Here is a 20,891-nt window from a genome sequence, read left to right as displayed (position 1 = left end):
ACATTCTTCTACTCACTGAAAAAAGGTCGTCGCCATGTGGCTGCTACTTCTCGCTTATCTCGGCGGTGTGCTGACCATCGTCAGCCCGTGCATTCTGCCGGTATTGCCCTTTGTCTTCGCCCGCACCGGGCAGCCGTTTGTGCGCAGTGGCCTGCCGCTGCTGGTGGGGATGGCCCTGACATTCGCCCTGGTCGCCACCCTGGCGGCGGTGGGCGGGAGTTGGGTGGTGCACGTCAATCAGTACGGGCGTTGGCTCGCATTGCTGTGCGTTGCGCTGTTCGGGCTGACGCTGCTGCTGCCGCACCTGGCCGAACGCCTGACCCGGCCCCTGGTGGCAGCCGGCAGCCGGCTGTCGCAAGCCGCGGGCAACGATGCCCGGCCACGGCCTGGGGCGTCGTTGCTGATTGGTGTTGCCACAGGCCTGCTCTGGGCGCCGTGTGCGGGGCCGATTCTCGGCTTGCTGCTGACCGGCGCGGCCCTGCAGGGGGCGAACCTGGGCACCAGCCTGTTACTGCTGGCCTATGCGGCCGGTGCCGCCACCTCGTTGGCCGTGGCCCTGTTGCTGGGCGGCAAGGTCTACGCCGCGATGAAGCGCACGATCGGCGCCGGTGAATGGCTGCGCCGCGGCCTGGGCGCCGCGATGCTGGTCGGGGTTGTGGCCATCGCCCTGGGCCTGGACACTGGGATTCTGGCGCAAGTCTCCACGGCCTCCACCGGCAGCCTGGAGCAGGCACTGGTTGGGCGCCTGGCGGGCAAATCGGCGAACGGCGGCGGGGCGATGATGGCGCAAAACCTGCCACCCCGGGACGCTGGCGGCGGCAGCATGATGGCCGCCGGTGGCGCGATGAAAGCGACCGCCAAGGACCCCGCGCTGCCCATCGAGGGCCAGTTGCCGGCGCTCGACGGTGCGGTGCAATGGCTGAACTCGCCGCCCCTGGATGCGCAAGCCTTGAAGGGCAAAGTGGTGCTGGTGGATTTCTGGACCTACTCCTGCATCAACTGCCTGCGGACCCTGCCGTATGTCAAAGCCTGGGCCGAGAAATACCGCGACCAGGGGCTGGTGGTGATTGGTGTGCACGCGCCGGAGTTCGCCTTCGAACGCGATGTCGGCAACGTCACCAAAGCCATGAAAAACCTCGGCATCACCTACCCGGTGGCGATCGACAACGATTACCGGATCTGGCGCGCGTTCAACAATGAATACTGGCCGGCCCACTACTTTGCCGACGCCCAGGGACGGATCCGCTATCACCACTTCGGCGAGGGCGACTATGCCGAGTCGGAACGGGTGATCCAGCAGCTATTGCGTGAAGCCGGCAACGGCGCCGTCAGCGGCGGCCTGATCCAGGCCGATGCCCGGGGCGTGCAGCAGGCACCCGACATGAGCACGGTGGCTTCGCCGGAAACCTACGTCGGCTATCAACGCTCCGAGCATTTTGTGCCCGAGGCGAGCCTGGCTCCCGACACGGTGGCGGCCTACCAGGCCCCCGCCAGCCTGACCCTGAACGACTGGGGCCTGAACGGCCAGTGGCAAGTGGGCGCCGAACGCGCGGTGGCTTCGGCCGCCGGGGCGGGGATTGTCTATCGCTTCCATGCCCGTGACCTGCACCTGGTGCTCGGCCCGGGCGCCGACGGCAAGCCGGTGCGCTTCAAGGTGACGATCGATGGCCAGGCCCCGGGCGCGGCCCACGGTGTCGACGTCGCCCCGGATGGCAGCGGCAGCGTCACCGAACAGCGTTTGTACCAACTGCTGCGCCAGCCGGGTGCGGTGGGTGATCGCACATTCAGCATTGAATTTCTCGACCCGGGTGTCTCGGCCTACGCCTTCACTTTCGGTTGAGCCGCCGTACCTTTCTGTCAGGAGTCATGCGCCATGCACACCTCTTTCAAACGCTTGTTACTGGGCCTGGCCATGGTCGGGGTAGTCGGCCAGTGTTCGGCTTTTTCCTTTGGCCGCAGTGAAGAACCGGTGGTCATCGCGGCCCCGGCCCTGGATGAAAGCACCCAGGCCCACAGCGAAACCGCAGTCTTTGCCGGGGGCTGTTTCTGGGGCGTGCAGGGGGTATTCCAGCATGTGAAAGGGGTGCAGCGCGCGGTTTCCGGTTATGCCGGGGGCGCGGCCGATACCGCCCGGTACGAACGGGTCAGCGACGGTGATACCGGGCATGCCGAATCGGTGCAGGTGACCTTCGACCCGACCCAGGTCAGCTACGGCAGCCTGTTGCAGATTTACTTTTCAGTGGCTCACGACCCCACCGAACTCGACCGCCAGGGCCCGGACAGCGGCACGCAGTACCGATCGGCGCTGTTTGTGCAAAGCCCTGAGCAACAACGGGTGGCCCAGGCCTATATCGCCCAGCTCGACGCGGCCCATGTGTTCGGCAAGCCCATCGTCACCCGGCTGGAGCACGACAAAGGCTTCTACCCAGCCGAGGATTACCATCAGGACTTCCTCACTGAGCATCCGGCGTACCCCTATATCGTGGTCAACGACCTGCCCAAGGTTGCCCACCTGAAACAGCTGTACCCGCAGCGCTACCAGGAGCAGCCAGTGCTGGTCAAAGGCGGTTCCTGACCCGTCGCTGGCCGCTAGGGTATTTGCGGCCAGGTGTCGATGATGTCCAGCCAGCAGGCTTTGGAGTCGACGTGGATATGCTGTTGGCGCACCGCTACTAACTCGCTGTCGAGGGTCCCCAGGGCCACCGAGACCCAGTCCGGGAAGTCGCCGGCGCTGTTCGACCAGAACAGGCTTGAACCGCACACCCCGCAGAATTCGCGAAGCACCGTCGGTGATGAGCGATAGGCGCGCAGATGGTCCTGGCCGCCGAGCCATTCAAGGGCCGCGCGCCGCACGCTGCCGTAGGAGGCAAAGGCGGCGCCGTGGGATTTGCGGCACTGGCCACAGTGGCAGTGGCTGACCGCCTTGATCGCCTGGTGCAGGCGATAGCGCACGGCGCCGCACAGGCAGCTGCCGTCGTAGCAGGGAAGCTCGGACATTGGGTTCATAGGCTCGCAGGGCTGATAACAGTGACGGCGCACATCATATGGCGTTTGCCACCCGGTGTACCTTACTCTCCCCGAGCCCGGCTCCAGGTCACCCCGCACTCAAGGAACGAGTCATGAACCGCACGCTCTGTATCGCCACCAGCCTTTCGATCACTGCTTCGTCCCTGGGCGGGCGCGCAATGTCGGTGATCGCTATGCAAGCCTGAGCAGTGATGCCTGCCAGGCCCCGCGCGGTGAGCCGGCCTATACCTATGGCCTGGACGCCAAGCTGGAACGCGCCGAGGCGCCCAAGGCGAAACGCAGCCTGGGCGACAAGTTCGACGATGCCTACATCGGCGCCTGGACCACGGTGTTCGTGATTGCCCTGTTGCCCCTGGTGCTGATCGGCCTGGCGGTGGACAAGGCCACCGATTGAGCCTTGATCAGTAGAGCCACTTGCGCACCAGGCTCTCGCCATAGCGGGCACCGAGCAGCGCTTCGCCGGTGTCATCGTCGTCATGGACCTCAGCCAGGCAGCGCAGCATCAGGGCGTCGAGGTAGTCCTGGGTTGAATCGAAAAACCGCGTCAGGGCCGGCTCGGTGTCATGGTCAAAGTAGTAGACCGCCCCGTCCTGGCGGTGGAAACAGAACATATTGCCGTTGCCCAGGTAATCCCCAAACGCGACCAGGGCCTCGACCAGCGGCAGGTCCAGGTTGTCTTCATAGATATCGGTGAGGCCGGGATAGGCCGCCAGCAGCGGCTGGATGCACACCGGGCCGTGCTGCACGCTGCACAGGGTTTCGGCCAGGGACAGCGCCCCCAGTTGCAGGTGGTACTGACGCAGGGGCGCGGGCAGGGCGCAGCCCAGTTGCTGCTCCAGCGCCTGGATGGCGCCTTCAGCGACCGGTGTCAGGGTGGGGGCCGAGACATGGCCCTCCCACAGGGCGGCGTAAGCCTTGATCACGGCCTGATACCAGGCCAGGCGCGCCTGCGGATCGGGCAGCGCCGGCCATGCCAAGGCCGGGCAATCGGCAGGTGGCCAGGTGTCGGAGGTGTTATCGAGGTCGGACATGGGGCTTCCTTGCACGGTGGCGGTGAGTGGGGCAGGGATTATGCAGGATGTCGCGGGCGTTCCATGGCGATGTTCGAGCGGGCAAACCCCAGTTTTTCGAAGAACGCTTCGGCACCGGGACGGCCGGCGCGCAATACCCAGGTGATCTGCGGGTCGTCGCCCATGACCTGCTGCACCAGCCCACGGCCGATGCCTTGGCCCCGGTGTTCGCTGGCGACCACCACCATCGACAGGTAACCATTGGACAGACCGTCGCTGATGCCACGGGCAAAACCGACCACCTGTCCGTCCTTGAACGCCACGACAGTGTGCTGGGAGTGGGCGATCAATTGCGCAAAGTGCGAGGGCGACCCGATGCGGTGGCCCCAGCCATTGGCCCCGAGAAACAGCCGTACGGTTTCGATTTCCTCAGGGAGGATCGGGTGGATTTGCATGTGTTTACTCCTGGCCACGGCCTTGCCTAACGTCAGCGGCCCACCTTAGCGGGGGAGGCCTGTTCTGTGAACTGCGGCTTTATCGGCGGCTGAAGACGGTGGAACTTCCGGCCAGGCCCGCAGCCCAATTGCTGCATGGCACCCGCTCGTGGCGGGTGGCCCGGGCGGTTTTTCACCCCGTAGGGTTCTGCTATGGTGGCCGCCTCTTCAACGGATGAGTATCGAGACCGCTTATGGCTTACGCCCCTCACTCGCGCTCCGGCGGGATGTTCTCCAGCCTGTTGATCACCCTGATCGGCGCCGGCCTGCTGTTGATCGCCGGCAAGGTCGCCAGCGACCGTTATGACTTTGTCTCCGAGGCGAAAGTGGCCCAGGGCCTGGTCAGCGAACTGAACGCGGGCGGCGCGCACCCGCAGATCGACTTCACCAGCATCGCTGGCGAGAAAATTTCCTACCCCCAGGGCGGTTTTATCTTCGGTTACGAGATCGGCCAGCCGGTGCGGGTCCTTTATTCCCCCGAGCGTCCGGCCAATAGCGCGATCATCGATGACCCCTGGGCCCTGTGGGCCACGCCGGTTGTGATCGGTGGCCTGGGCCTGCTGTTTGTGATCTGCGGCGTGCCGGGGCTGATCAGGCGCAAGCCCCGGCGCGTCACCCGGGGCAGCCTGCTCAAGGGCCTCTGACCTACGCCAGGCCGGAGAGGCAGGCCTCAAGGATATCCAACCCTTCTTCGAGCACTTCGGGCTCGATGGTCAAGGGCGCCAGCAAGCGAATGATGTGCCGCGCCTTGCCGCTGGGCATCAACAGCAGGCCGGCCTCGCGGGCGCTGGCCAGCAGCGCGCTCAGTTGCTCGGGCGCCGGTGCGCCCTGAGGGGTGACCAACTCGATACCGCGCATGGCGCCGACCCCGGTCAGGCGTCCCAGGTAAGGCGAAATTTTCTGCGCCTGCCAGCGCTGGTAGCGCTCGACAATCGCCTGCTCCTGGCGCTCACCCCATAGTTGCAGACATTCATCGCTCATCTCGTCCAGAGTGGCCAGGGCCGCCGCGCAGGCCAGTGGGTTGCCGGAGTAGGTGCCGCCCAGGCCGCCCTTGGGCAGGTTGTCCAGCAACTCGCGGCGCCCGACCACCGCCCCCAGGGGCACGCCACCACCAATGCTTTTGCCGAGCAGGATCAGGTCCGGCTCGATGCCCAGGCGCGAGAAGGCGAAACGCTGCCCGGTGCGGCCGAATCCGGACTGGATTTCATCGACGATCAACACAATCCCATGCTGGTCGCAGAAGCGCCGCAAGGCCCGGGCGAACTCCGCATCCAGGGCCAGGAAGCCGCCTTCGCCCTGGACCGGCTCGACGATGAAACAGGCGACGTCGGCCACATCGATTTCCACGCTGAACAGCCGCTCCATGGCCTTGAGGGCCTCGGTGCAGCTGACGCCGTTGTCCTTGCTGGGGAAGGGCAGGTGATACACCGGGCCCGGCAACCCCCCCACCTTCTGCTTGTAGGGCGCGACCTTGCCGTTGAGGTTGAGGGTGGCCAGGGTGCGGCCGTGGAAGCCGCCGTCGAAAGCGATCATCGCCGTGCGCCCAGTGGCGCCGCGCACGATTTTCAGGGCGTTCTCCGCCGCTTCCGCACCGCTGTTGGTGAGCATGCCGCTGACCGGGTAACCCACGGGGATAAAGTCTGTCAGGCGCTGCATAAAGTCGATGTAGGGACCGTGGGGGGCGGCGTTGAACGCGTAATGGGTGAGTTTGCCTGCCTGCTCCCGGATCGCCGCCACCACCCGCGGGTTGCAGTGCCCGAGGTTGAGCACGCCAATGCCGCCGACAAAATCGATGTAGCGCTTGCCGTCGCCATCCCAGACCTCGGCATTTTTGCCGTGGCTGAGAAGGATCGGATGGACGATGGAAATCGAACGGCTGATGGTCTCGCTGCTCATGCTGAGGGGCTCTGGTTGCCTGGAACGTGGCGCTATCTAAGCCAACAGCCGGTGCTTGCCGCAAACGAAATAAAGTCGCCGGGTCAGTATGAAATTTCCGAATGTGTGGCCGCATCCCGCGCCACGTCTTCGACTATCCAGTCGAGGAAGGCCTTGACCTTGGGGATCTGCGCGGTGTGTTCGGCGTGGGCGACAAAGTGCGCGCCGCTGCTGGGCAAGGGGTAGTCCCAGGGAATCACCAGGGTGCCCTGGGCCAGTTCGTCGGCCACCAGGTACCGCGGGATCAGCGCCACGCCATAACCGCATTGGGCCGCGCGGATGCACATGTAAAAAGTGTCAAAGCGCGGCCCGTGATAGCTGTTCTGTGAATGCAGGCCCTGGGCCAGGAACCATTGGTGCCAGGCCTCGGGGCGTGAGGTGCATTGCAGCAGGGTGTGCTGCGCCGATGGCGAACTGTGCTCGGCGACAAAGTCCGGGGCGCACACCGGCACCACGGCTTCGCGAAACAGTTCGATGCAGGTCGCTCCCGGCCACGATCCCTGGCCGTAGAAAAAGGCGATATCGGCCTTGGCCTGCAACACATCGAAGGGCTCCAGCTCGTTGCGGATCTCCAGGTGAATGCGCGGGTGGCGCTGGGCGAAATGCTTGAGCCTGGGCACCAGCCAGCGGTCGCCGAAGGTTGGCTGGGTGGCGATCCGCAGCACTTCGGTTTCGCCGCCATAGGTCTGGATGTAGCGGCTGGAAATGTCGACCTGGGTCAGGATCTTGTGCACCTCGGCCAGGTACAGCGAACCGGCCGGGGTCAGGAACAGACGCTGGCGCACCCGCTCGAACAGGTTCTGGCAGAGCATCTCCTCGAGCTGCGCCACCTGCTTGCTCACCGCGCTCTGAGTCAGGTGCAGCTCCTCGGCGGCGCGGGTGAAACTCAGGTGGCGGGCGGCGGCTTCGAAGCATTGCAGGGCTGTCATGGAGGGGGTCAGGCGTTTGGAAATCACAGGCTGTCCTGGTGCGGGGGGCGGGAGTTCATTCCTGGGCGGAACGGGCTGTTGCCGAAACATCGTTTGTTCAACCGGCGGCAACCGACTAATACTGGCCGGCCTCGAAGATTTCAAGCCTTATCCGGTTTGAAGGATGAGCACCGCACCACCCTTGCGCGCTTGCGGGCACGCGACGAGCCACAGCGCCGTTGCGGCCGGTGAACCTACCCGGCTCAGGACTTACGTGCCGAACAAGAAGAAAAATGGAGATGTTGCATGAACCCAGTTAAATCCACCCTCGCATTGTTCGCCGCTGCCGCCTTGCTCGGTGCCACGGCCACCGCCCAGGCGGGGGCGACCCTCGACGGCATCCACAAGAAAGGTTTTATCCAGTGCGGCGTCAGTGACGGCCTGCCGGGGTTCGGCGTGCCGGATGCCCAGGGCAAGATGGTCGGTCTCGACGTCGACGTGTGCCACGCCGTGGCCGCCGCCGTGTTTGGCGATGCCTCGAAAGTGAAGTTCAGCCAGCTCACGGCCAAGGAGCGTTTCACCGCGTTGCAGGCCGGCGAGATCGACGTTCTTTCGCGCAACACCACCTGGAGCAGCTCGCGGGATGCCGGCATGGGCCTGGTATTCACTGGCGTGACCTACTACGACGGTATCGGTTTCCTGATCAACAACAAGTTGGGGGTGACCAGCGCCAAGGAGCTGGATGGCGCCACCGTGTGCCTGCAGGCCGGGACCACCACCGAGCTCAACGTGGCCGATTACTTTCGCGCCAACGGCCTGAAATTCACCCCCATCACTTTCGACACCGCCGATGAAAGCGCCAAGGGCCTGGAGGCCGGGCGCTGCGACGTGCTGACCACCGACCAGTCCGGGCTCTATGCCCAGCGCCTGAAAATGGCCACCCCGGACGACTTTATCGTGCTCCCGGAAATCATCTCCAAGGAACCCCTCGGCCCCCTGGTCCGGCGCGGCGACGCCGAGTGGTTCAGCATCGTCAAGTGGACCCTGTTCGCCATGCTCAACGCCGAGGAAATGGGCATCACCTCGGCCAACGTCGAAGCCCAGGCCACGTCCACCCAGAACCCGGACATCGCCCGCTTGCTGGGGGCTGATGGCGAGTACGGCAAGGACCTGAAACTGCCCCGCGACTGGGTGGTGCAGATCGTCAAACAGGTGGGTAACTACAGCGAAGTCTTCGAGCGCAACGTGGGGCAGGGCAGCCGCCTGAAAATCAAGCGCGGGCTCAATGCGCTGTGGAACAACGGCGGGATTCAGTACGCACCTCCGGTGCGCTGAGGTCCGGGTGTGTGCCCGTCCGCCCAGGCGGTCGGGTGCGCCGTGGTGCCAGGCTCAGGCGTCTTGCCGAGCCTTGGCCTTGGCCCGCCGGTGGCGAATCAGCGCCGCGGCGACAAACAGCAGCACCACCCCGATAAAGATGGGCAAACGATAGGGTTTGAGATTGCCCAGAAAATGTTCCAGCGCCTCACCGGCCCAGTACCCGGCCGTGACGAACAGCGTGGCCCAGACCGCAGCGCCGAGCATGTTCAACAGGGTGAAGCGCCACGGTGACAGCCGGCTGGCGCCGATCACCATCGGCCCGACCAGACGCATACCGTAGAGGAATCGCACCGCAAACACCGAGGTCGAGGGGTAGCGCTCGATCAAGCCCTGGACCCGCTCGATCGCCGCCTGGTGCCGCTTGAGCTTGGGCAACAGCCGCGCGCCGAAGTAACGCCCGCTCCAGAACAGCATCTGGTCCCCCAGCATCCCGCCGACACTGGCCCAGGCAATCACCGGCCACAGTTTCAGCACCTGCTGGTGCGCCGCCATGCCGCCCAGAATCAAGACCGTTTCGCCCTCCAGCAGGCAACCGATAAACACCACCCAGTAACCGTATGTGGCGAGGAGGGCGTTGAGGTCGAGGTGTTCAAACATGAGGGGCAGGCCTTGTGGTCAATCAGCGATGGTCAGAAAAGTGAGTGGTTGGCGGTGGGGGAAGTTCCCGGTTTTTTGGCCTGGGTCGACGTGGGAGTGAAGAGTCCGAGGTCGTTTATTTTGGGATATGTCTTTGACATATACATTGTGATATCTACACTGGATATACCTTAGGTATATCCCCCGGAGTGTTTATGGAACAAGGGTCGGTATTTAAAAGTAACCGCAGTCAGGCGATACGCATGCCCAAGGCGGCAGCTCTGCCGGAGGATGTCACTCGGGTGGATATTGTCAGCATTGGACGCAGTCGAATTATTACTCCGGCCGGCGAGTCTTGGGACAGCTGGTTTGATGAAGATAGCGTCAGCGATGATTTCATGAGTGACAGGGATCAGCCTGCCGAACAGATACGTGAGTCCTTCTGATGCTCAAGTACATGCTTGATACCAACATTTGTATCTTCACCATCAAAAACAAACCGCAGCAGGTTCGTGAGGCGTTCAGCCGGCAGCATGGTCGCCTGTGCATCAGCTCAGTGACCTTGATGGAACTGATTTACGGTGCCGAGAAGTCAGCGGCCCCTGAGAAAAATCTGAATGTGGTCGAGGGATTTTCTGCGCGGCTTGATGTGCTGGACTATGACGACGAGGCGGCGATTCATACCGGTCAGCTTCGCGCAGAACTGGCCAGGCTGGGTCAGCCTATCGGTCCTTACGATCAACTGATTGCAGGTCATGCGCGCTCCCAGGGGCTGATTCTAGTGACCAATAATCTGCGTGAGTTCCAACGGGTTCCTGGGTTGCGCGTGGAAGACTGGGTCTGATGCGTCGGCTACTAGCCAGGCGCTGACCACCTGTTTCAATCCGCCTCGGCTTCCCGCGACGGCACAAACAGTTCGGTACTGCCCGTAGGCTCGCTGTGCCAGGCTTGAGTCACGGCTTCCAGGGCGGCTTCACTGTAGGTCTTGAAGGCAATCTCGGCGATGCCCCAAGCCTGGTCATGGATCACCGAGGCTTGCATGTCTTCGCCCTCGAACGCGTCAATCCCCAGGTAGCTCTCCTTGGCCTGCAAGTGCAGGCGCTGCACCAAGTGCTGCGCCACACGGGGATCGATGGGCAGCGGTGGGGCAAACTCCCAGCCACTGTCGCCCAGGGATTTTGTGCTGCCCAGCGCCAGCACAAAGGCGGCCTTGTAACGGTTGCGCAGGGCACCTGGAACCAGCGTTCGCCAGACCTCCCGGGCAATGGCGCCTCGGCCCATGCCGATGCCTTTGGCATGGCGGGCGAAGTCCTGCTGCTGGGTGATGTCCTGCCACTGTTCCACGCTCAGCAATTGCTCATGCGGCGGCTGGCTTTCCAGTTCGAACTCGATAAAGCGCCCGTTCTGGTCGATCAGCTCGCCGCACAGGCCGGGCATGCCGGGGAAGTCCAGTTCCAGACGGAGCAGGATGCTGCGCGCCCAGTCGACGCCCCGGGCGGCGCCGGCCTCACGTAGCGCCAGCGGCAGGCCCTGTTGGCGCCAGTGCAAGGCGCACGTCGTCAAGGCATGGGCGGCGAGGGCGTTTTGCTCCTGCACGTTCAACTGGCGCTTTTTCAACAACCGGGCAATGTCCAAGGCGCATCCTGTTCCTGAAGGTTGAGGTGATTTCGCGCGGGCTCAGCGTGCCCAACTCAACGGCAAAACAGCTGGATATTACGCGACGACGGGTAACGAATCTCGACCGTTGCCCCCGCTTCGACCAATGCCTGCTGCCAGACCTCGAGCGCTGCCGGCCAGGCGCCGAGCACTTGGAACACGCCTTCGGCCAATCGCTGTTTGGCTTCCTGCGGGCTGAGCCGCGTCGCCTGGCGCAGCACACTGAACACTTTTGCCGGCTGGAGCCCGACATCGATGACCCACAGCGCAGGGTCCAGGGCGGGCAACGGTGGGTACTCGGGGAAGGGGCCATGCTCGGCCCGTAATTGCTCCATGGCCACTGCATGGGGCAGATGGGACAGGGCCTGGGCGCTGGCCAGGTGTTCGTCGCAAAACCACTCCAAGCCGTGCGCCTGGCCCGCGGCGCCCTCGGGCAACGCGTGGAAGTCGGCAAATGACACCGCGCCGCCGCCTGTGCCGCGATGACCGTACTCGCAGCGAAAGTCGTTGTGGCACAGGTCACAGATCGGCGGTTTCATGCAGCGCCTCCCAGGTGAAGTGGTTTCGGCGATACAGGGTCGAGGTCAGGGGGTGGCTGATGTCGCCCTGCAGGCGTTCGCACAGTTGATGCAGTTGCGCGATGCCGGTGGTGTTGGCGGCGTCGGTAAAGGCCAGCACATCCCGCGCCGGCAGGGCGGCGATGGCGCCGTTGGGCAGCAGTTGGGCGTACCACTGCGACCAGAATTCATCCAGCAGGAGCAGGCTGGCCTCAAAATGGCCGTCCAGCAGCACCGCAAACAGCTCGCCGTGGGCCCGGACGTCAGCCCGTTCCTCGGCCAGGGCCGCGAGGTTGCGCAGGCCGATCAGGTGCAGTGCCTGTGGGCTGATGCCGGCCTGATCCAGGTGCCGTTGCTGCACATAGGCAAATGACTCGCCTTCATCCACCAGGTACGCCACCAGCAGGTCCTGGGCAAAAGGCTGGAGGATTGGGCTGTCGGCGGGAGACAGCGTCAGTTCGATCACGTCCGAGGCGGGCGCCTGGACCTTGAGGTAGGCAATGGCCCGTTGGCAAAACGCTTCAGCACTGGTCGGCATACGGTTCCCTGTTCATGACGATGATCGGACGGCGAGCGCCAGGGTAACGCGGGCGCCGCCGTTGCGGAATGCAAGTGCTGCGCTGGAGCCACGAACGGCGCTTTTTCACCCCAGGTGCACGGCAGCTGATCCATATCAAACTGCCATCAGAGAAATGCCTGTAAAACACTTTTATGCGCAACTCCGTGAGGTTGTGCGCCCCGGTCCGTGTGGACACGTGCCCGGTGATACCCATAAAAATAGATGCCAATAACTGCCGAGGAGACCACTCCAGGCAGTTCTTAAAGGAATAACCTGATGGCTTTCTCTCTGTCACGCTTGGCCATTCTTGGCGCGGCGTTGCTCTGCGTTCACTCCGTCCAAGGCAATGAGCCGATACCGGCACCTGCTACCGTCCAGACCACCCCCCCTGCTGAACCAACCCTGGTCGAGCGCGGCCTGTATGTGGCGCAACTGGGTGACTGCATCGCCTGCCACACCGCCAAGGGCGGGGCGATCATGGCCGGTGGCCTGGAACTGAAAACCCCCATGGGCACCATCTACTCGAGCAATATCACCCCCGACCCGGACACCGGCATCGGCCGCTACAGCTTCGAGCAGTTCGACCGCGCCATGCGCGAAGGCGTGACCCCCAACGGCAGCCATTTGTACCCGGCGATGCCATATCCGTCCTACGCCAAGATGACCGAAGAGGACATGCGTGCGCTCTTCGCCTACCTGATGGACGGCGTGGCGCCGGTGGCGCAAGCCAACCTCGAAGCCGACATGGGCTTCCCCTTCAACCAGCGCTGGGGCCTGTGGTTCTGGAACCTGGTGTTTGTCGACAACAAAGAGTTCGAAGCTGACCCGAAAAAAGACGCCCAGCTCAACCGTGGCGCCTATCTGGTCCAGGGCCTGGGCCACTGCGGCTCCTGCCATACGCCGCGCGGCATCGCCTTCCAGGAGAAGGCCATGAGCGACAACGAGTCCGGCGGCGAGCATTACCTGGCCGGCGAGACCGTGGAAGAGTGGCGCGCCCTCAGCCTGCGGAACCTGTGGACCGTGGAAGACACGGTGCAACTGTTGAAAACCGGGCAGAACCGCTTCGCCACCGTGGCCGGCAACATGGCCGATGTGATCAACCACAGCACCCAGCACATTTCCGATGCAGACCTGACGGCGATCGCCGCCTACCTCAAGTCCCTGCCGGCTGGCAAAGACGACCTGCCGATGCCGTCCCAGCCACTGACCCCGGCCGCGCCACCGAGCAACCTGTTCAGTTCGCTTGGCGGCCTGGGTTATGCGCAGTTCTGCTCCGACTGCCATCGCCAGGACGGTGGCGGCGTGCCGCAGATGTTCCCGGCGCTGGCGGGTAACCCGAGCATCGCCTCGGCCAACCCGACCTCGCTGCTGCACATCACCCTGACCGGCTGGCAGACCGCGCAAACCGCGGCCCACCCACGGGTCTACACCATGCCGGGCTTTGCCCAGCTGGCGGATGAAGAGATTGCCGAGATCCTCAGTTTTGTCCGCAGCAGTTGGGGCAACACCGGCTCGGCCATCAGCCCCGCGCAGGTCAAGGCCATGCGTGCCCAGCTCAGCCCGACGGTCGAAAGCACCTTGTTCGAAACCCCGCGCCTGGCCAATCTGCTGGCCGCACCCAACGCCGAGCAAGTGGTGCGTGGCATGCGCCTGCACCTGGAAACCAAGGCGCTGTTGCCGGACAACGTCGGCAACTCCCTGAACTGCACCAGCTGCCACCTCAACGCCGGCACCGTGGCCGACGGCTCGCCCTTTGTCGGAGTTTCGGCGTTCTTCCCTGGCTATGCGCCGCGGGCCGGCAAGACCATCACCCTGGAAGAGCGCATCAACGGTTGCTTCCGTCGCTCGATGAACGGCAAGCCGCTGCCGGTGCAGGGCACGGACATGCAGGCGATGGTGGCCTACTTCGACTGGATGAAAAACAACACCAAGCCCGAAGACAAAGTGGCCGGGCGCGGTGTCGGCAAGATCGACCCGTCGCTGACCCCCAACCCGGAACACGGCCAGCAGGTGTACGCCAAGCAGTGCGCGGTGTGCCATGGCGCCGACGGTGAAGGCCTGAAACGCGCCGATGGCAGCCTGATCTTCCCGCCGCTGTGGGGCGAGCAGTCGTTCAATATCGGTGCCGGCATGGCTCGCACCAACACCGCCGCGGCCTTTGTCAAACGCAACATGCCCATCGGCTTCCATGAAAAATTTCCCCTGGGCCAGGGCGGCCTGAGCGACCAGGAAGCGCTGGACGTGGCCGAATACTTCTCCCACCAGCCGCGTCCCGACTTCCCGGACAAGGTCAAGGATTGGCCCAAGGATAAAAAGCCGGTGGATGCGCGTTACTGATTGCGCTCACCGCGTGTCACCCCGTGCCGGCGTCTGCCTGACAGGCAGCGCCGTCCGCGCCTTTGGCGAAAGAAAGAGCAGGCGCCGGCAATCGGTGCCCTGGTAAAAACTCCTCAGCGGCCTGTGGCCCTGAGGTAGGATTGCCGATCTTTTTCAATGGCTGCCACCCCCTGGCAGCCGTCCGCCATGCTCAAGGACGAACGATGAAACCCACATCCCTGTTGTTGCTCTGTCTGGCGTTGGGCCTGGGCCTGGGTGGCTGTACCCGCCTGTCGACACTCAAGGCCACCACCGTCAGCTATCGCTTGCCGGAAGGCAGCGGGCCCACTGCGCAAATCCGCATCATCGCCAAAGGCATTGTTCGCGGCGTGCCCAGCAGCGACTGCATCGACTGGCGCAAGCCCGACTCGGGGTTGATGGTCCGTCCCCACGGCAATCGCCCTAACCCCAACTTCCGCTCCCTGGGCATGCCCATGAGCGCCGAGGCCGACCGCCTGCGGCGCAGCGACGACTTCGGCGCCAACGAGCTGAAAATACCCGCCAACCGGCCGTTCGCCCTGATGTTCAGCAACACCGAGCGCCCCAAAAACAGCGACTTGATCTACAGCTGCGCGCAGTCGGTGCGCTTCACCCCCGAAGCCGGGGTCAACTACCAACTGGTGTTTATCCATGACACCCAGCAGCAATGCCTGGCGCTGCTGCGCAAGATCGACGGCCAGGGCAATGCCCTGCCGGACGAAGTGAAGCTGGAAAAAGCCGACTATTGCAGCGCCGATGCCCGGCCTTGATGCAGTGAGCAGATCCGCGCCTGGTGCCAGCCCCCGCAGCAACAACCCCTATTCAATAAGGATGGAGTGAACATGACGTATAGCTTTGCAAGCGAACAGGAAGCAGCGCAGGCCATGCTGTTGGAAGTGGCCGGGTTGCTCAATCGTGAAACCATCGACTATGCGGTGATTGGCGGCTGGATCCCTTACCTGTTCAACGCCAAGCCGATTCCCCATACGGGTACGTATGACGTCGACATCATTCTGAATGCGGCGCTGAGCAAAGAGCATGTTATTCGGGCTCTGGACTCAATGGTTAAGGACTCGGGGTATATGCGGGCGCCAAAGAACGCGTTCCAGGTGTACAGAAAGCTGGTGGTCAACAATGAACCGATGATTTTTCATGTGGATTTTCTGCACAGGAAATATGCGGATGATTCAGCCGATCTGATTATGCAGTGGGGGCGTTATGAGTCCATCGCGACCCCGGGCACGGATGTGATCTTCACTGACAAAGAAGCCAGGTATCAGGTGATATCGGGGCTGGCCATGGATGGAACGGAAACCTTTCTGAAGGTGCCTTTCGCCACCGAAGCCGGCTTTCTTTCGTCCAAGGGACGCTCGGTTGGTTTTGGAAAGCGCTTGCGGGATGCCTTCGATATATTCCTGATCATCAATCAGTCAAACAACATCGCTGAACTGACGGAGCGCAGTCAGCAACTGATGAAGAGTTCAATATTCGCGGCTTCCATGGCGCGTTTGGAGCACGAGTTCAATAAGAAATCTGCCGCCGATGATGCCGCCGCTTTTATCGTCAAACTTGCTCCCGAACATATCCCAGGCTTTGTCGAGGACGCAGACAAAGCGCAGTTGGCCAATACTCAAAAGGCCAAAGAGTGGGTTCTGAAAGTGGTCAATGAGTTTTTGACTGCGATAAAGCCAGTGCACCGCGCGGGCTGATTTCACTCCGACATCCGCGCCGCAGCGGATGTCTGGCGTTGCGACTGGAGAGTCGAAGCGTGATTGAGCCTTATCGCGCCTTGCACCGCTCCAACTGCTCCTGGCTCTGCAACTGAGTGACGATGCCCAGGCGATACCGGCAGTAATCGATCACCTGCTGACGTTGCTCGTGGTCGAGTTCGACCAGGGACTTGTCGTCTGCCTCGTAGGCAAAAATATTCTCGAAGCGGATACGCAGGGTCGGCGACTTCTTGATGAAGAACCGGGTTTCGGCGTAGCCGTCCTCCATGGTCTGGTAGGTGCCGGTGAACAGTACCCCGAGCAACAGCAGGGCCAGGGTGGTGAAGAGGATTTTCATCAGCGGCGGGGCTCGCAAGGGGCAGGGGCGAAGGTGTTTTACCGGGCCGGCTCAGCGGCTGGATGGCTCATCCGGCGCGACCATCCGCGTCGGCGCCGAGCCGTCGGCATTGTGCTGGTAAATCTGCTGCGGTTGCCCCTGTGCATTGAAAAAAACCTGGCCGATTCCCGCCGAGTTCCACAGCCGCTCACCGGCTTCGGCACGTTCGGGGATGTGCGGGATGACCCGCATCAGTCGGCGCTTGGTAAACCAGTTCAGCGGCGAGCGCGGCGAATACAGCCAGCGGTTGAGGCGGTCGAACCATTCCAGCAGGGCCGGGGGGAATTCGTTCTTGATGCCGCTGCTGGTGATCTGCCAGATCCTCGGTCCGCTCTTGCGGTGACGGATCAGCACCTCGTACACGAATGAATAATGCACGTCCCCCGACAGCACCACGTAGCTGCCCGGGGTCCGCGAGTGGCGGAAGATATTCAGGATCACCTGGGCCGAGCCGCGATGAGCCATCCAGTTTTCCGCATCCACCAGCAACGGGTAGCCGCACCAGCTGAAGACCTTTTGCACGGTCTCGATCAACTTCACGCCAAAGATCGGCGCCGGCGAGACGATGATCGCCGAAGGGTGGTCGAGCAGCTCTTGTTGCAGCTCGCTCAAGGCCTCCCAATCCAGCAGGCCCGAGGGTTGGCCGAGGTTGAACTCGCTGCGCCAGCGCCGGGTGCGGGTGTCCAGCACCACCAGCGCCGGGGTGGTCGGCAGCACGTAATGCCAGTGCTGGAAGCGCAGCAGCTCATCGATCAATTGGTCCTGGGCGGCGGCGTTCAGGTGCCCTTGCTGTGGGGTGCTGCTCAGGGCCCGGGTCTGTTCGAGCAGCGCGGGAAACGCGTCCGGGTTGTTGCCCCAGCCCTGGCACAACATGTAGGCCAGCAGTGCGTTGCCGATGATGCGTCTGGAAAACGGGTGGCCGTAGGCGGTTTCTTCCCATTGCGCGCTGAGGTTCCAGTCATCGGTGATGTCGTGGTCGTCGAAAATCATCAGGCACGGCAGGTGCGCCATGACCCGCGCCACGCCGCCCAGGCCGGCCACGAAACCGTCGATATGCTGCTGCTCGCGTCGGTAGCGGGCCTGTTCTGCGGGCAGCAACTGCGGTGGTGACGGGGCGATCAGGGTCCAGGGCAGCGGCGACCACACCAGCAGGTACATCGCCAGCACTTCGGCGAAGGTCACCAGGTGGTTGTCGGCGCTGCTGCTGGTGAAAATCGGCTTTTTCACCCCGCCAAAAAAGCGTTCGCGCAGGGTCTCGTTGCTTTTCAGCGCCGGCAGCAATTCGGCGCGGTGGTAGTAGCTGGCGCGGTGGCCGTAGAGCGCGGCACTGTCATCCACCACTGCGCCTTCCAGGTGTTCGTCGAACAGCCCGAGGCGTGCAATCAGGGCATGGATCGCCCGCAGCATCGGCCCGGCCACATCGTCGGCGTACACCTGGTCGCCACTCATCATCAGCAGGGCTGGGCGCTGCTCGGGCGCCGGGGCCTCGGCCAGCAGGCGGTCGACGCAGAGCAAACCGTCATTGGCCGGGTGGTGTGGCTTGCGGCACGAGCCGTGGAGCAACTGCCCGAGGCGGCTGTGCAGCACAAACTCCGGGCCGCGCGCCTGGCCGTACAGCAGGTGCGGCGCCCAGTCGGCGATGCCGGAGCTGGAGCCATCGCCGTGGTCGAGCAGCAGGTCGTAGCCGATGGCGACGTCCTGGGGCAGGGCTGCCTCCAGGGTGACGTCGATCAGGTGGATGAACGCCTGTTGGCCGACGGCGATCACCTGGCACTGCCGGGCGTCCAGGGCGATGTCCTGCGCCGGCTCGCCCGCGGCCACCTGCAAGCGCAGCGTCAGTTGCAGCGCCCGCGACCCCACCAGCCACAGCACCAGGCGCGTGGGTTGCAGGCGCCGCAACAGCGGGCCGGCCAGCACAGGGGGCAGGGCGGTGGTAACAGGTGCAGTCAGGGGCATGGACGATCGGGGCTCACAGGGCAAACAAAGGCGTGAATCTTACCGTAGAGGATGTCGAAGAATTGTCAGATCAAGCTGTGCGTGGTGCCGGGCAGGTCGCTGATTGCTGTCAGCCGGGTCGCGGCATCAAGGCGCTACCGGCACCTGGGCCACGTTATCCAGTGCGTCCTGCTCGATCTGCGTGCGCATCCATTGGATAAACAGCTCGGCGTCAGCCCCGGCTTCCGGCGACAGCGCGTAGTAATAGCGCGGCAGCGGCTGGTGCAAGGTCGGCAACGGGCACACCAGGCGGCCGCTGGCCAGGTCCTTGCCCAACAGCGAGGCCGGGCACAGGGCCAGGCCCAGGCCATCGACGCAGGCCTGCAGGACAAAATGCATATGGTCGAACTGCAAGGTAGGCGGGCTGCCCAGGGGCGCAAGGCCGCAGTGGGCGGTCCATTTGCTCCAGTCGGTGGCACGGGTGCGGCTGGTCAGCAGGGTGTGTCGGCCCAGGTCGCGGGCACTGGCCAGCGGGGTGTTGTGCAGCAGTGCGGGGGCAGCCACCAGCAGCATTTCATCCTCCAGCAGCCGCTGCGGTTGCAGCGCCGCCGACCAGCCGGCCCGACCGCGCCGAATCACCAGGTCAAAGGTTTCCCGCGCCGGGTCGGGGTATTGGGTGCTGGTCACCACTTCGGGCTGGATCTGCGGGTGTTGCGCCATAAAGTTCGGCAAGCGCGGGATCAGCCAGCGCACGGCAAAGGATGGCCGCACATTGAGCGTCACCTTGCGCAGTGCCGCACCCTGGCGCAAAGACACGGCGGCGCTGGCGATCTGAGTCAGGGCCACGCTGACCTGCTCATAAAACGCCTGCCCGGCGGGGGTCAGTATCGACTGCCGCACACGGCGCTCGAACAGCAGCACCCCCAGGTGCTCTTCGAGCAACTTGATATGGCGGCTGACCGCGCTGTGGCTCACGTGCAACTCCTCGGCCGCGCGGCTGAAGCTCTCGTGGCGAGCGGCGGCGGCAAAGGCGCGAACGGCATTCAACGGGGGGAGGTCGGCAATCATGGGTCTAATTTAGTCACATATAGGGCGCAATTAAAGCGTTTGTCAGCGCGGGTGCTTGCCGCCACCCTGAAGGCCGCCTTTGCCCGGTTGCCCAGCCCATGCCCGATGCCATCCCCAGCAGCACCCGCAGCACTGATCGAGATTCAGCCCGCGCCGCGTCGATTCTCGGCCTCTGCCTGCCCGGCGACACCCTCTTGTACCTGCTGCTGCCGATGCAGCACGAAGCCTTTGGCGTCAGCCTGGCCGAAGCCGGGCTGCTGTTGGCAGCCAACCGCTTGATCAGGATCTTTGGCTACAGCTACGTGATGCGCTTCTATGCGCGCCACGGCGACCGCCCGATCTGCCTGCTGGCCGCCGGCACCGCCGCGCTCTGTGCCCTGGGCTACGCCAGTTTGTCCGGGTTCTGGTGGCTATTGGTGTTGCGCCTGGGCTGGGGCTTGTCCTATGCCGCGCTCAACCTGTCGACCCAAGTCATGGCCACCGCCGAACCCAGCGGCGCAGCCCGCCGCACCGGCCGCTCCCGAGCGCTGATCGCCACCGGGCCGATGCTGGCCCTGCCCCTGGGCGCATTGCTGACGGTGGAATACGGCCCGCGCCTGATCTTCCTGGTCATGGCCGCCACCTCGCTGCTCGGCCTGTGGCTGTCCCTCGGTCTGCCGGCCAAACCCCACCCCCTGGCCAGCTCGCCGCGGCGCTTTCAACGTCCCGACAGCGTCGCCGTCTGGTCCTTTATCGAAGGCCTGGTGCTCGATGGCCTGTTTATCATCGGCCTCTCCCTGCAAGCCGAACACCTGATGGCTGGCGACGCCGTGGTGGTCGCCGGCGTACTCCTGGCTCTGCGCTACGTTTCGGAAATGCTCCTCAGCCCCCTCGGCGGCCTCGCCGCACAACGCTGGGGCGCCACCCGCATGCTTATCGTCTTCTCCCTGCTCACCTCCATCGCCCTGATCGGCTTCGGCTGGCACTGGCTGATCGTCGGCGGCGCCCTGGTCCTGATCCTGCGCGCCCTGCAACTGCCGCTGGTGGTCACCGTCGTTGCCGAACGCCACCCCGGCCCCGGGCGGGTACGCGCCCTGGCCGCCAACGCCGTGTGGCGCGATATCGGCGCCGGGATCGGGCCATTGTTGGCCGGGGTGTTATTGCCGGTGGCGCCGTCGGTGTGGGTGTATTCAGTGGCGGCGGGGTGTCTGGCGGTGAGTGCGGTGGTGTGTCGGGAAGTTCGACGGGGGACAAAGGCGTCGTCGGCTGAAGAGGCGTGAAATATCTAGCGTCAAAGCCTCGATTTAGCCGTGTGAAGCCCGCACTAGGTTTGATGTTCCGCTGTTAAT

23 protein-coding genes are annotated in these 20,891 nt (G+C 63.9%); 11 read left to right on the top strand and 12 right to left on the bottom strand.

The genetic code is table 11. From position 1 onward, the window contains the following. Positions 1-34: 34 nt before the first annotated feature. Together AC19YX_RS17910 and msrA are read left to right on the top strand one after the other, a co-directional pair. Positions 35-1,840, top strand: a complete 1,806-nt coding sequence (locus tag AC19YX_RS17910; RefSeq protein ID WP_500606707.1) for a cytochrome c biogenesis protein DipZ — start codon at positions 35-37, stop codon at positions 1,838-1,840. Between the two features lie 33 nt (positions 1,841-1,873). Next, on the top strand, positions 1,874-2,575 hold the full coding sequence (gene msrA / locus AC19YX_RS17905; RefSeq protein WP_500606706.1) for a peptide-methionine (S)-S-oxide reductase MsrA: 702 nt from the start codon (positions 1,874-1,876) through the stop codon (positions 2,573-2,575). A 14-nt stretch (positions 2,576-2,589) separates the two neighbouring features. Here msrA and AC19YX_RS17900 read toward each other — a convergent pair whose 3' ends face one another. Next, complete coding sequence (locus AC19YX_RS17900; RefSeq protein WP_500606705.1) at positions 2,590-2,997, bottom strand: GFA family protein; 408 nt, start codon at positions 2,995-2,997, stop codon at positions 2,590-2,592. Between the two features lie 64 nt (positions 2,998-3,061). Here AC19YX_RS17900 and AC19YX_RS17895 point away from each other — a divergent pair, with 64 nt between their 5' ends. Next, positions 3,062-3,421: a hypothetical protein gene (locus tag AC19YX_RS17895; RefSeq protein WP_500606704.1), complete on the top strand. Its 360-nt coding sequence runs from the start codon at positions 3,062-3,064 to the stop codon at positions 3,419-3,421. Positions 3,422-3,428: 7 nt separating this feature from the next. Here AC19YX_RS17895 and AC19YX_RS17890 read toward each other — a convergent pair whose 3' ends face one another. Together AC19YX_RS17890 and AC19YX_RS17885 are read right to left on the bottom strand one after the other, a co-directional pair. Then, positions 3,429-4,058 (bottom strand): SMI1/KNR4 family protein, encoded by a 630-nt coding sequence (locus AC19YX_RS17890; RefSeq protein WP_500606703.1) that lies wholly within the window; start codon positions 4,056-4,058, stop codon positions 3,429-3,431. A gap of 38 nt (positions 4,059-4,096) precedes the next feature. Next, positions 4,097-4,492, bottom strand: coding sequence for a GNAT family N-acetyltransferase (locus tag AC19YX_RS17885; RefSeq protein WP_500606702.1), 396 nt, complete (start codon positions 4,490-4,492; stop codon positions 4,097-4,099). Positions 4,493-4,725: 233 nt separating this feature from the next. On the opposite strand from AC19YX_RS17885, the gene AC19YX_RS17880 reads away from it, so the two are divergent. Then, positions 4,726-5,175 carry a DUF3592 domain-containing protein gene (locus tag AC19YX_RS17880; RefSeq protein ID WP_500606701.1) on the top strand — a complete coding sequence of 150 codons (450 nt, stop codon included), beginning with the start codon at positions 4,726-4,728 and terminating at the stop codon, positions 5,173-5,175. A gap of 1 nt (position 5,176) precedes the next feature. Here the strand turns inward: AC19YX_RS17880 and AC19YX_RS17875 are convergent, their stop codons facing one another. Beyond that, positions 5,177-6,427 (bottom strand): 2-aminoadipate transaminase, encoded by a 1,251-nt coding sequence (locus tag AC19YX_RS17875; protein WP_500606700.1) that lies wholly within the window; start codon positions 6,425-6,427, stop codon positions 5,177-5,179. A gap of 83 nt (positions 6,428-6,510) precedes the next feature. After that, positions 6,511-7,419: a LysR substrate-binding domain-containing protein gene (locus tag AC19YX_RS17870; RefSeq protein WP_178102982.1), complete on the bottom strand. Its 909-nt coding sequence runs from the start codon at positions 7,417-7,419 to the stop codon at positions 6,511-6,513. A 261-nt stretch (positions 7,420-7,680) separates the two neighbouring features. Here AC19YX_RS17870 and AC19YX_RS17865 point away from each other — a divergent pair, with 261 nt between their 5' ends. After that, a complete protein-coding gene (locus AC19YX_RS17865) occupies positions 7,681-8,709 on the top strand; it encodes an amino acid ABC transporter substrate-binding protein (RefSeq protein WP_078472360.1) in 1,029 nt (342 codons plus the stop codon). A 54-nt stretch (positions 8,710-8,763) separates the two neighbouring features. On the opposite strand, the gene AC19YX_RS17860 is transcribed toward AC19YX_RS17865, so the two are convergent. Next, positions 8,764-9,348, bottom strand: coding sequence for a DedA family protein (locus AC19YX_RS17860; RefSeq protein WP_078472359.1), 585 nt, complete (start codon positions 9,346-9,348; stop codon positions 8,764-8,766). 194 nt (positions 9,349-9,542) lie between these two features. On the opposite strand from AC19YX_RS17860, the gene vapB reads away from it, so the two are divergent. Both vapB and vapC read left to right on the top strand, forming a co-directional pair. Further along, complete coding sequence (vapB, locus tag AC19YX_RS17855) at positions 9,543-9,773, top strand: type II toxin-antitoxin system VapB family antitoxin (RefSeq protein WP_043229907.1); 231 nt, start codon at positions 9,543-9,545, stop codon at positions 9,771-9,773. Further along, positions 9,773-10,171, top strand: a complete 399-nt coding sequence (gene vapC, locus AC19YX_RS17850) for a type II toxin-antitoxin system tRNA(fMet)-specific endonuclease VapC (RefSeq protein ID WP_020298420.1) — start codon at positions 9,773-9,775, stop codon at positions 10,169-10,171. Before vapB ends, vapC begins: the two co-directional genes overlap by 1 nt. A gap of 35 nt (positions 10,172-10,206) precedes the next feature. On the opposite strand, the gene AC19YX_RS17845 is transcribed toward vapC, so the two are convergent. The 3 genes from AC19YX_RS17845 to AC19YX_RS17835 are packed head-to-tail and all read right to left on the bottom strand — an operon-like array spanning position 10,207 to position 12,078. Then, positions 10,207-10,962: a hypothetical protein gene (locus tag AC19YX_RS17845; protein WP_102047938.1), complete on the bottom strand. Its 756-nt coding sequence runs from the start codon at positions 10,960-10,962 to the stop codon at positions 10,207-10,209. Positions 10,963-11,018: 56 nt separating this feature from the next. After that, on the bottom strand, positions 11,019-11,522 hold the full coding sequence (locus AC19YX_RS17840) for a hypothetical protein (RefSeq protein ID WP_500606699.1): 504 nt from the start codon (positions 11,520-11,522) through the stop codon (positions 11,019-11,021). Then, positions 11,503-12,078, bottom strand: a complete 576-nt coding sequence (locus tag AC19YX_RS17835) for a DUF1444 family protein (RefSeq protein WP_078472357.1) — start codon at positions 12,076-12,078, stop codon at positions 11,503-11,505. Before AC19YX_RS17835 ends, AC19YX_RS17840 begins: the two co-directional genes overlap by 20 nt. A gap of 297 nt (positions 12,079-12,375) precedes the next feature. On the opposite strand from AC19YX_RS17835, the gene AC19YX_RS17830 reads away from it, so the two are divergent. The 3 genes from AC19YX_RS17830 (at position 12,376) to AC19YX_RS17820 (ending at position 16,163) form a co-directional block, all read left to right on the top strand. Beyond that, positions 12,376-14,436: a c-type cytochrome gene (locus AC19YX_RS17830; RefSeq protein ID WP_500606698.1), complete on the top strand. Its 2,061-nt coding sequence runs from the start codon at positions 12,376-12,378 to the stop codon at positions 14,434-14,436. A 203-nt stretch (positions 14,437-14,639) separates the two neighbouring features. Further along, entirely contained in the window at positions 14,640-15,224 is a 585-nt protein-coding gene (locus AC19YX_RS17825; RefSeq protein ID WP_078472355.1) for a hypothetical protein, read from the top strand. A 72-nt stretch (positions 15,225-15,296) separates the two neighbouring features. Continuing rightward, entirely contained in the window at positions 15,297-16,163 is an 867-nt protein-coding gene (locus AC19YX_RS17820) for a hypothetical protein (protein WP_500606697.1), read from the top strand. A 70-nt stretch (positions 16,164-16,233) separates the two neighbouring features. On the opposite strand, the gene AC19YX_RS17815 is transcribed toward AC19YX_RS17820, so the two are convergent. The 3 genes from AC19YX_RS17815 to AC19YX_RS17805 form a co-directional block, all read right to left on the bottom strand. Further along, a complete protein-coding gene (locus AC19YX_RS17815) occupies positions 16,234-16,521 on the bottom strand; it encodes a hypothetical protein (protein ID WP_078472353.1) in 288 nt (95 codons plus the stop codon). Between the two features lie 51 nt (positions 16,522-16,572). Further along, positions 16,573-18,516, bottom strand: coding sequence for an alkaline phosphatase D family protein (locus AC19YX_RS17810; RefSeq protein WP_500606696.1), 1,944 nt, complete (start codon positions 18,514-18,516; stop codon positions 16,573-16,575). A gap of 126 nt (positions 18,517-18,642) precedes the next feature. Beyond that, on the bottom strand, positions 18,643-19,563 hold the full coding sequence (locus AC19YX_RS17805; protein WP_500606695.1) for a LysR substrate-binding domain-containing protein: 921 nt from the start codon (positions 19,561-19,563) through the stop codon (positions 18,643-18,645). Positions 19,564-19,661: 98 nt separating this feature from the next. Here AC19YX_RS17805 and AC19YX_RS17800 point away from each other — a divergent pair, with 98 nt between their 5' ends. Beyond that, complete coding sequence (locus AC19YX_RS17800) at positions 19,662-20,822, top strand: MFS transporter (RefSeq protein ID WP_500606694.1); 1,161 nt, start codon at positions 19,662-19,664, stop codon at positions 20,820-20,822. The last annotated feature ends 69 nt before the right edge of the window (positions 20,823-20,891 follow it).

The sequence above is a fragment of the Pseudomonas sp. MF09150 genome, from assembly GCF_059862355.1.
This window is presented reverse-complemented; position numbering and strand designations above follow the sequence as displayed.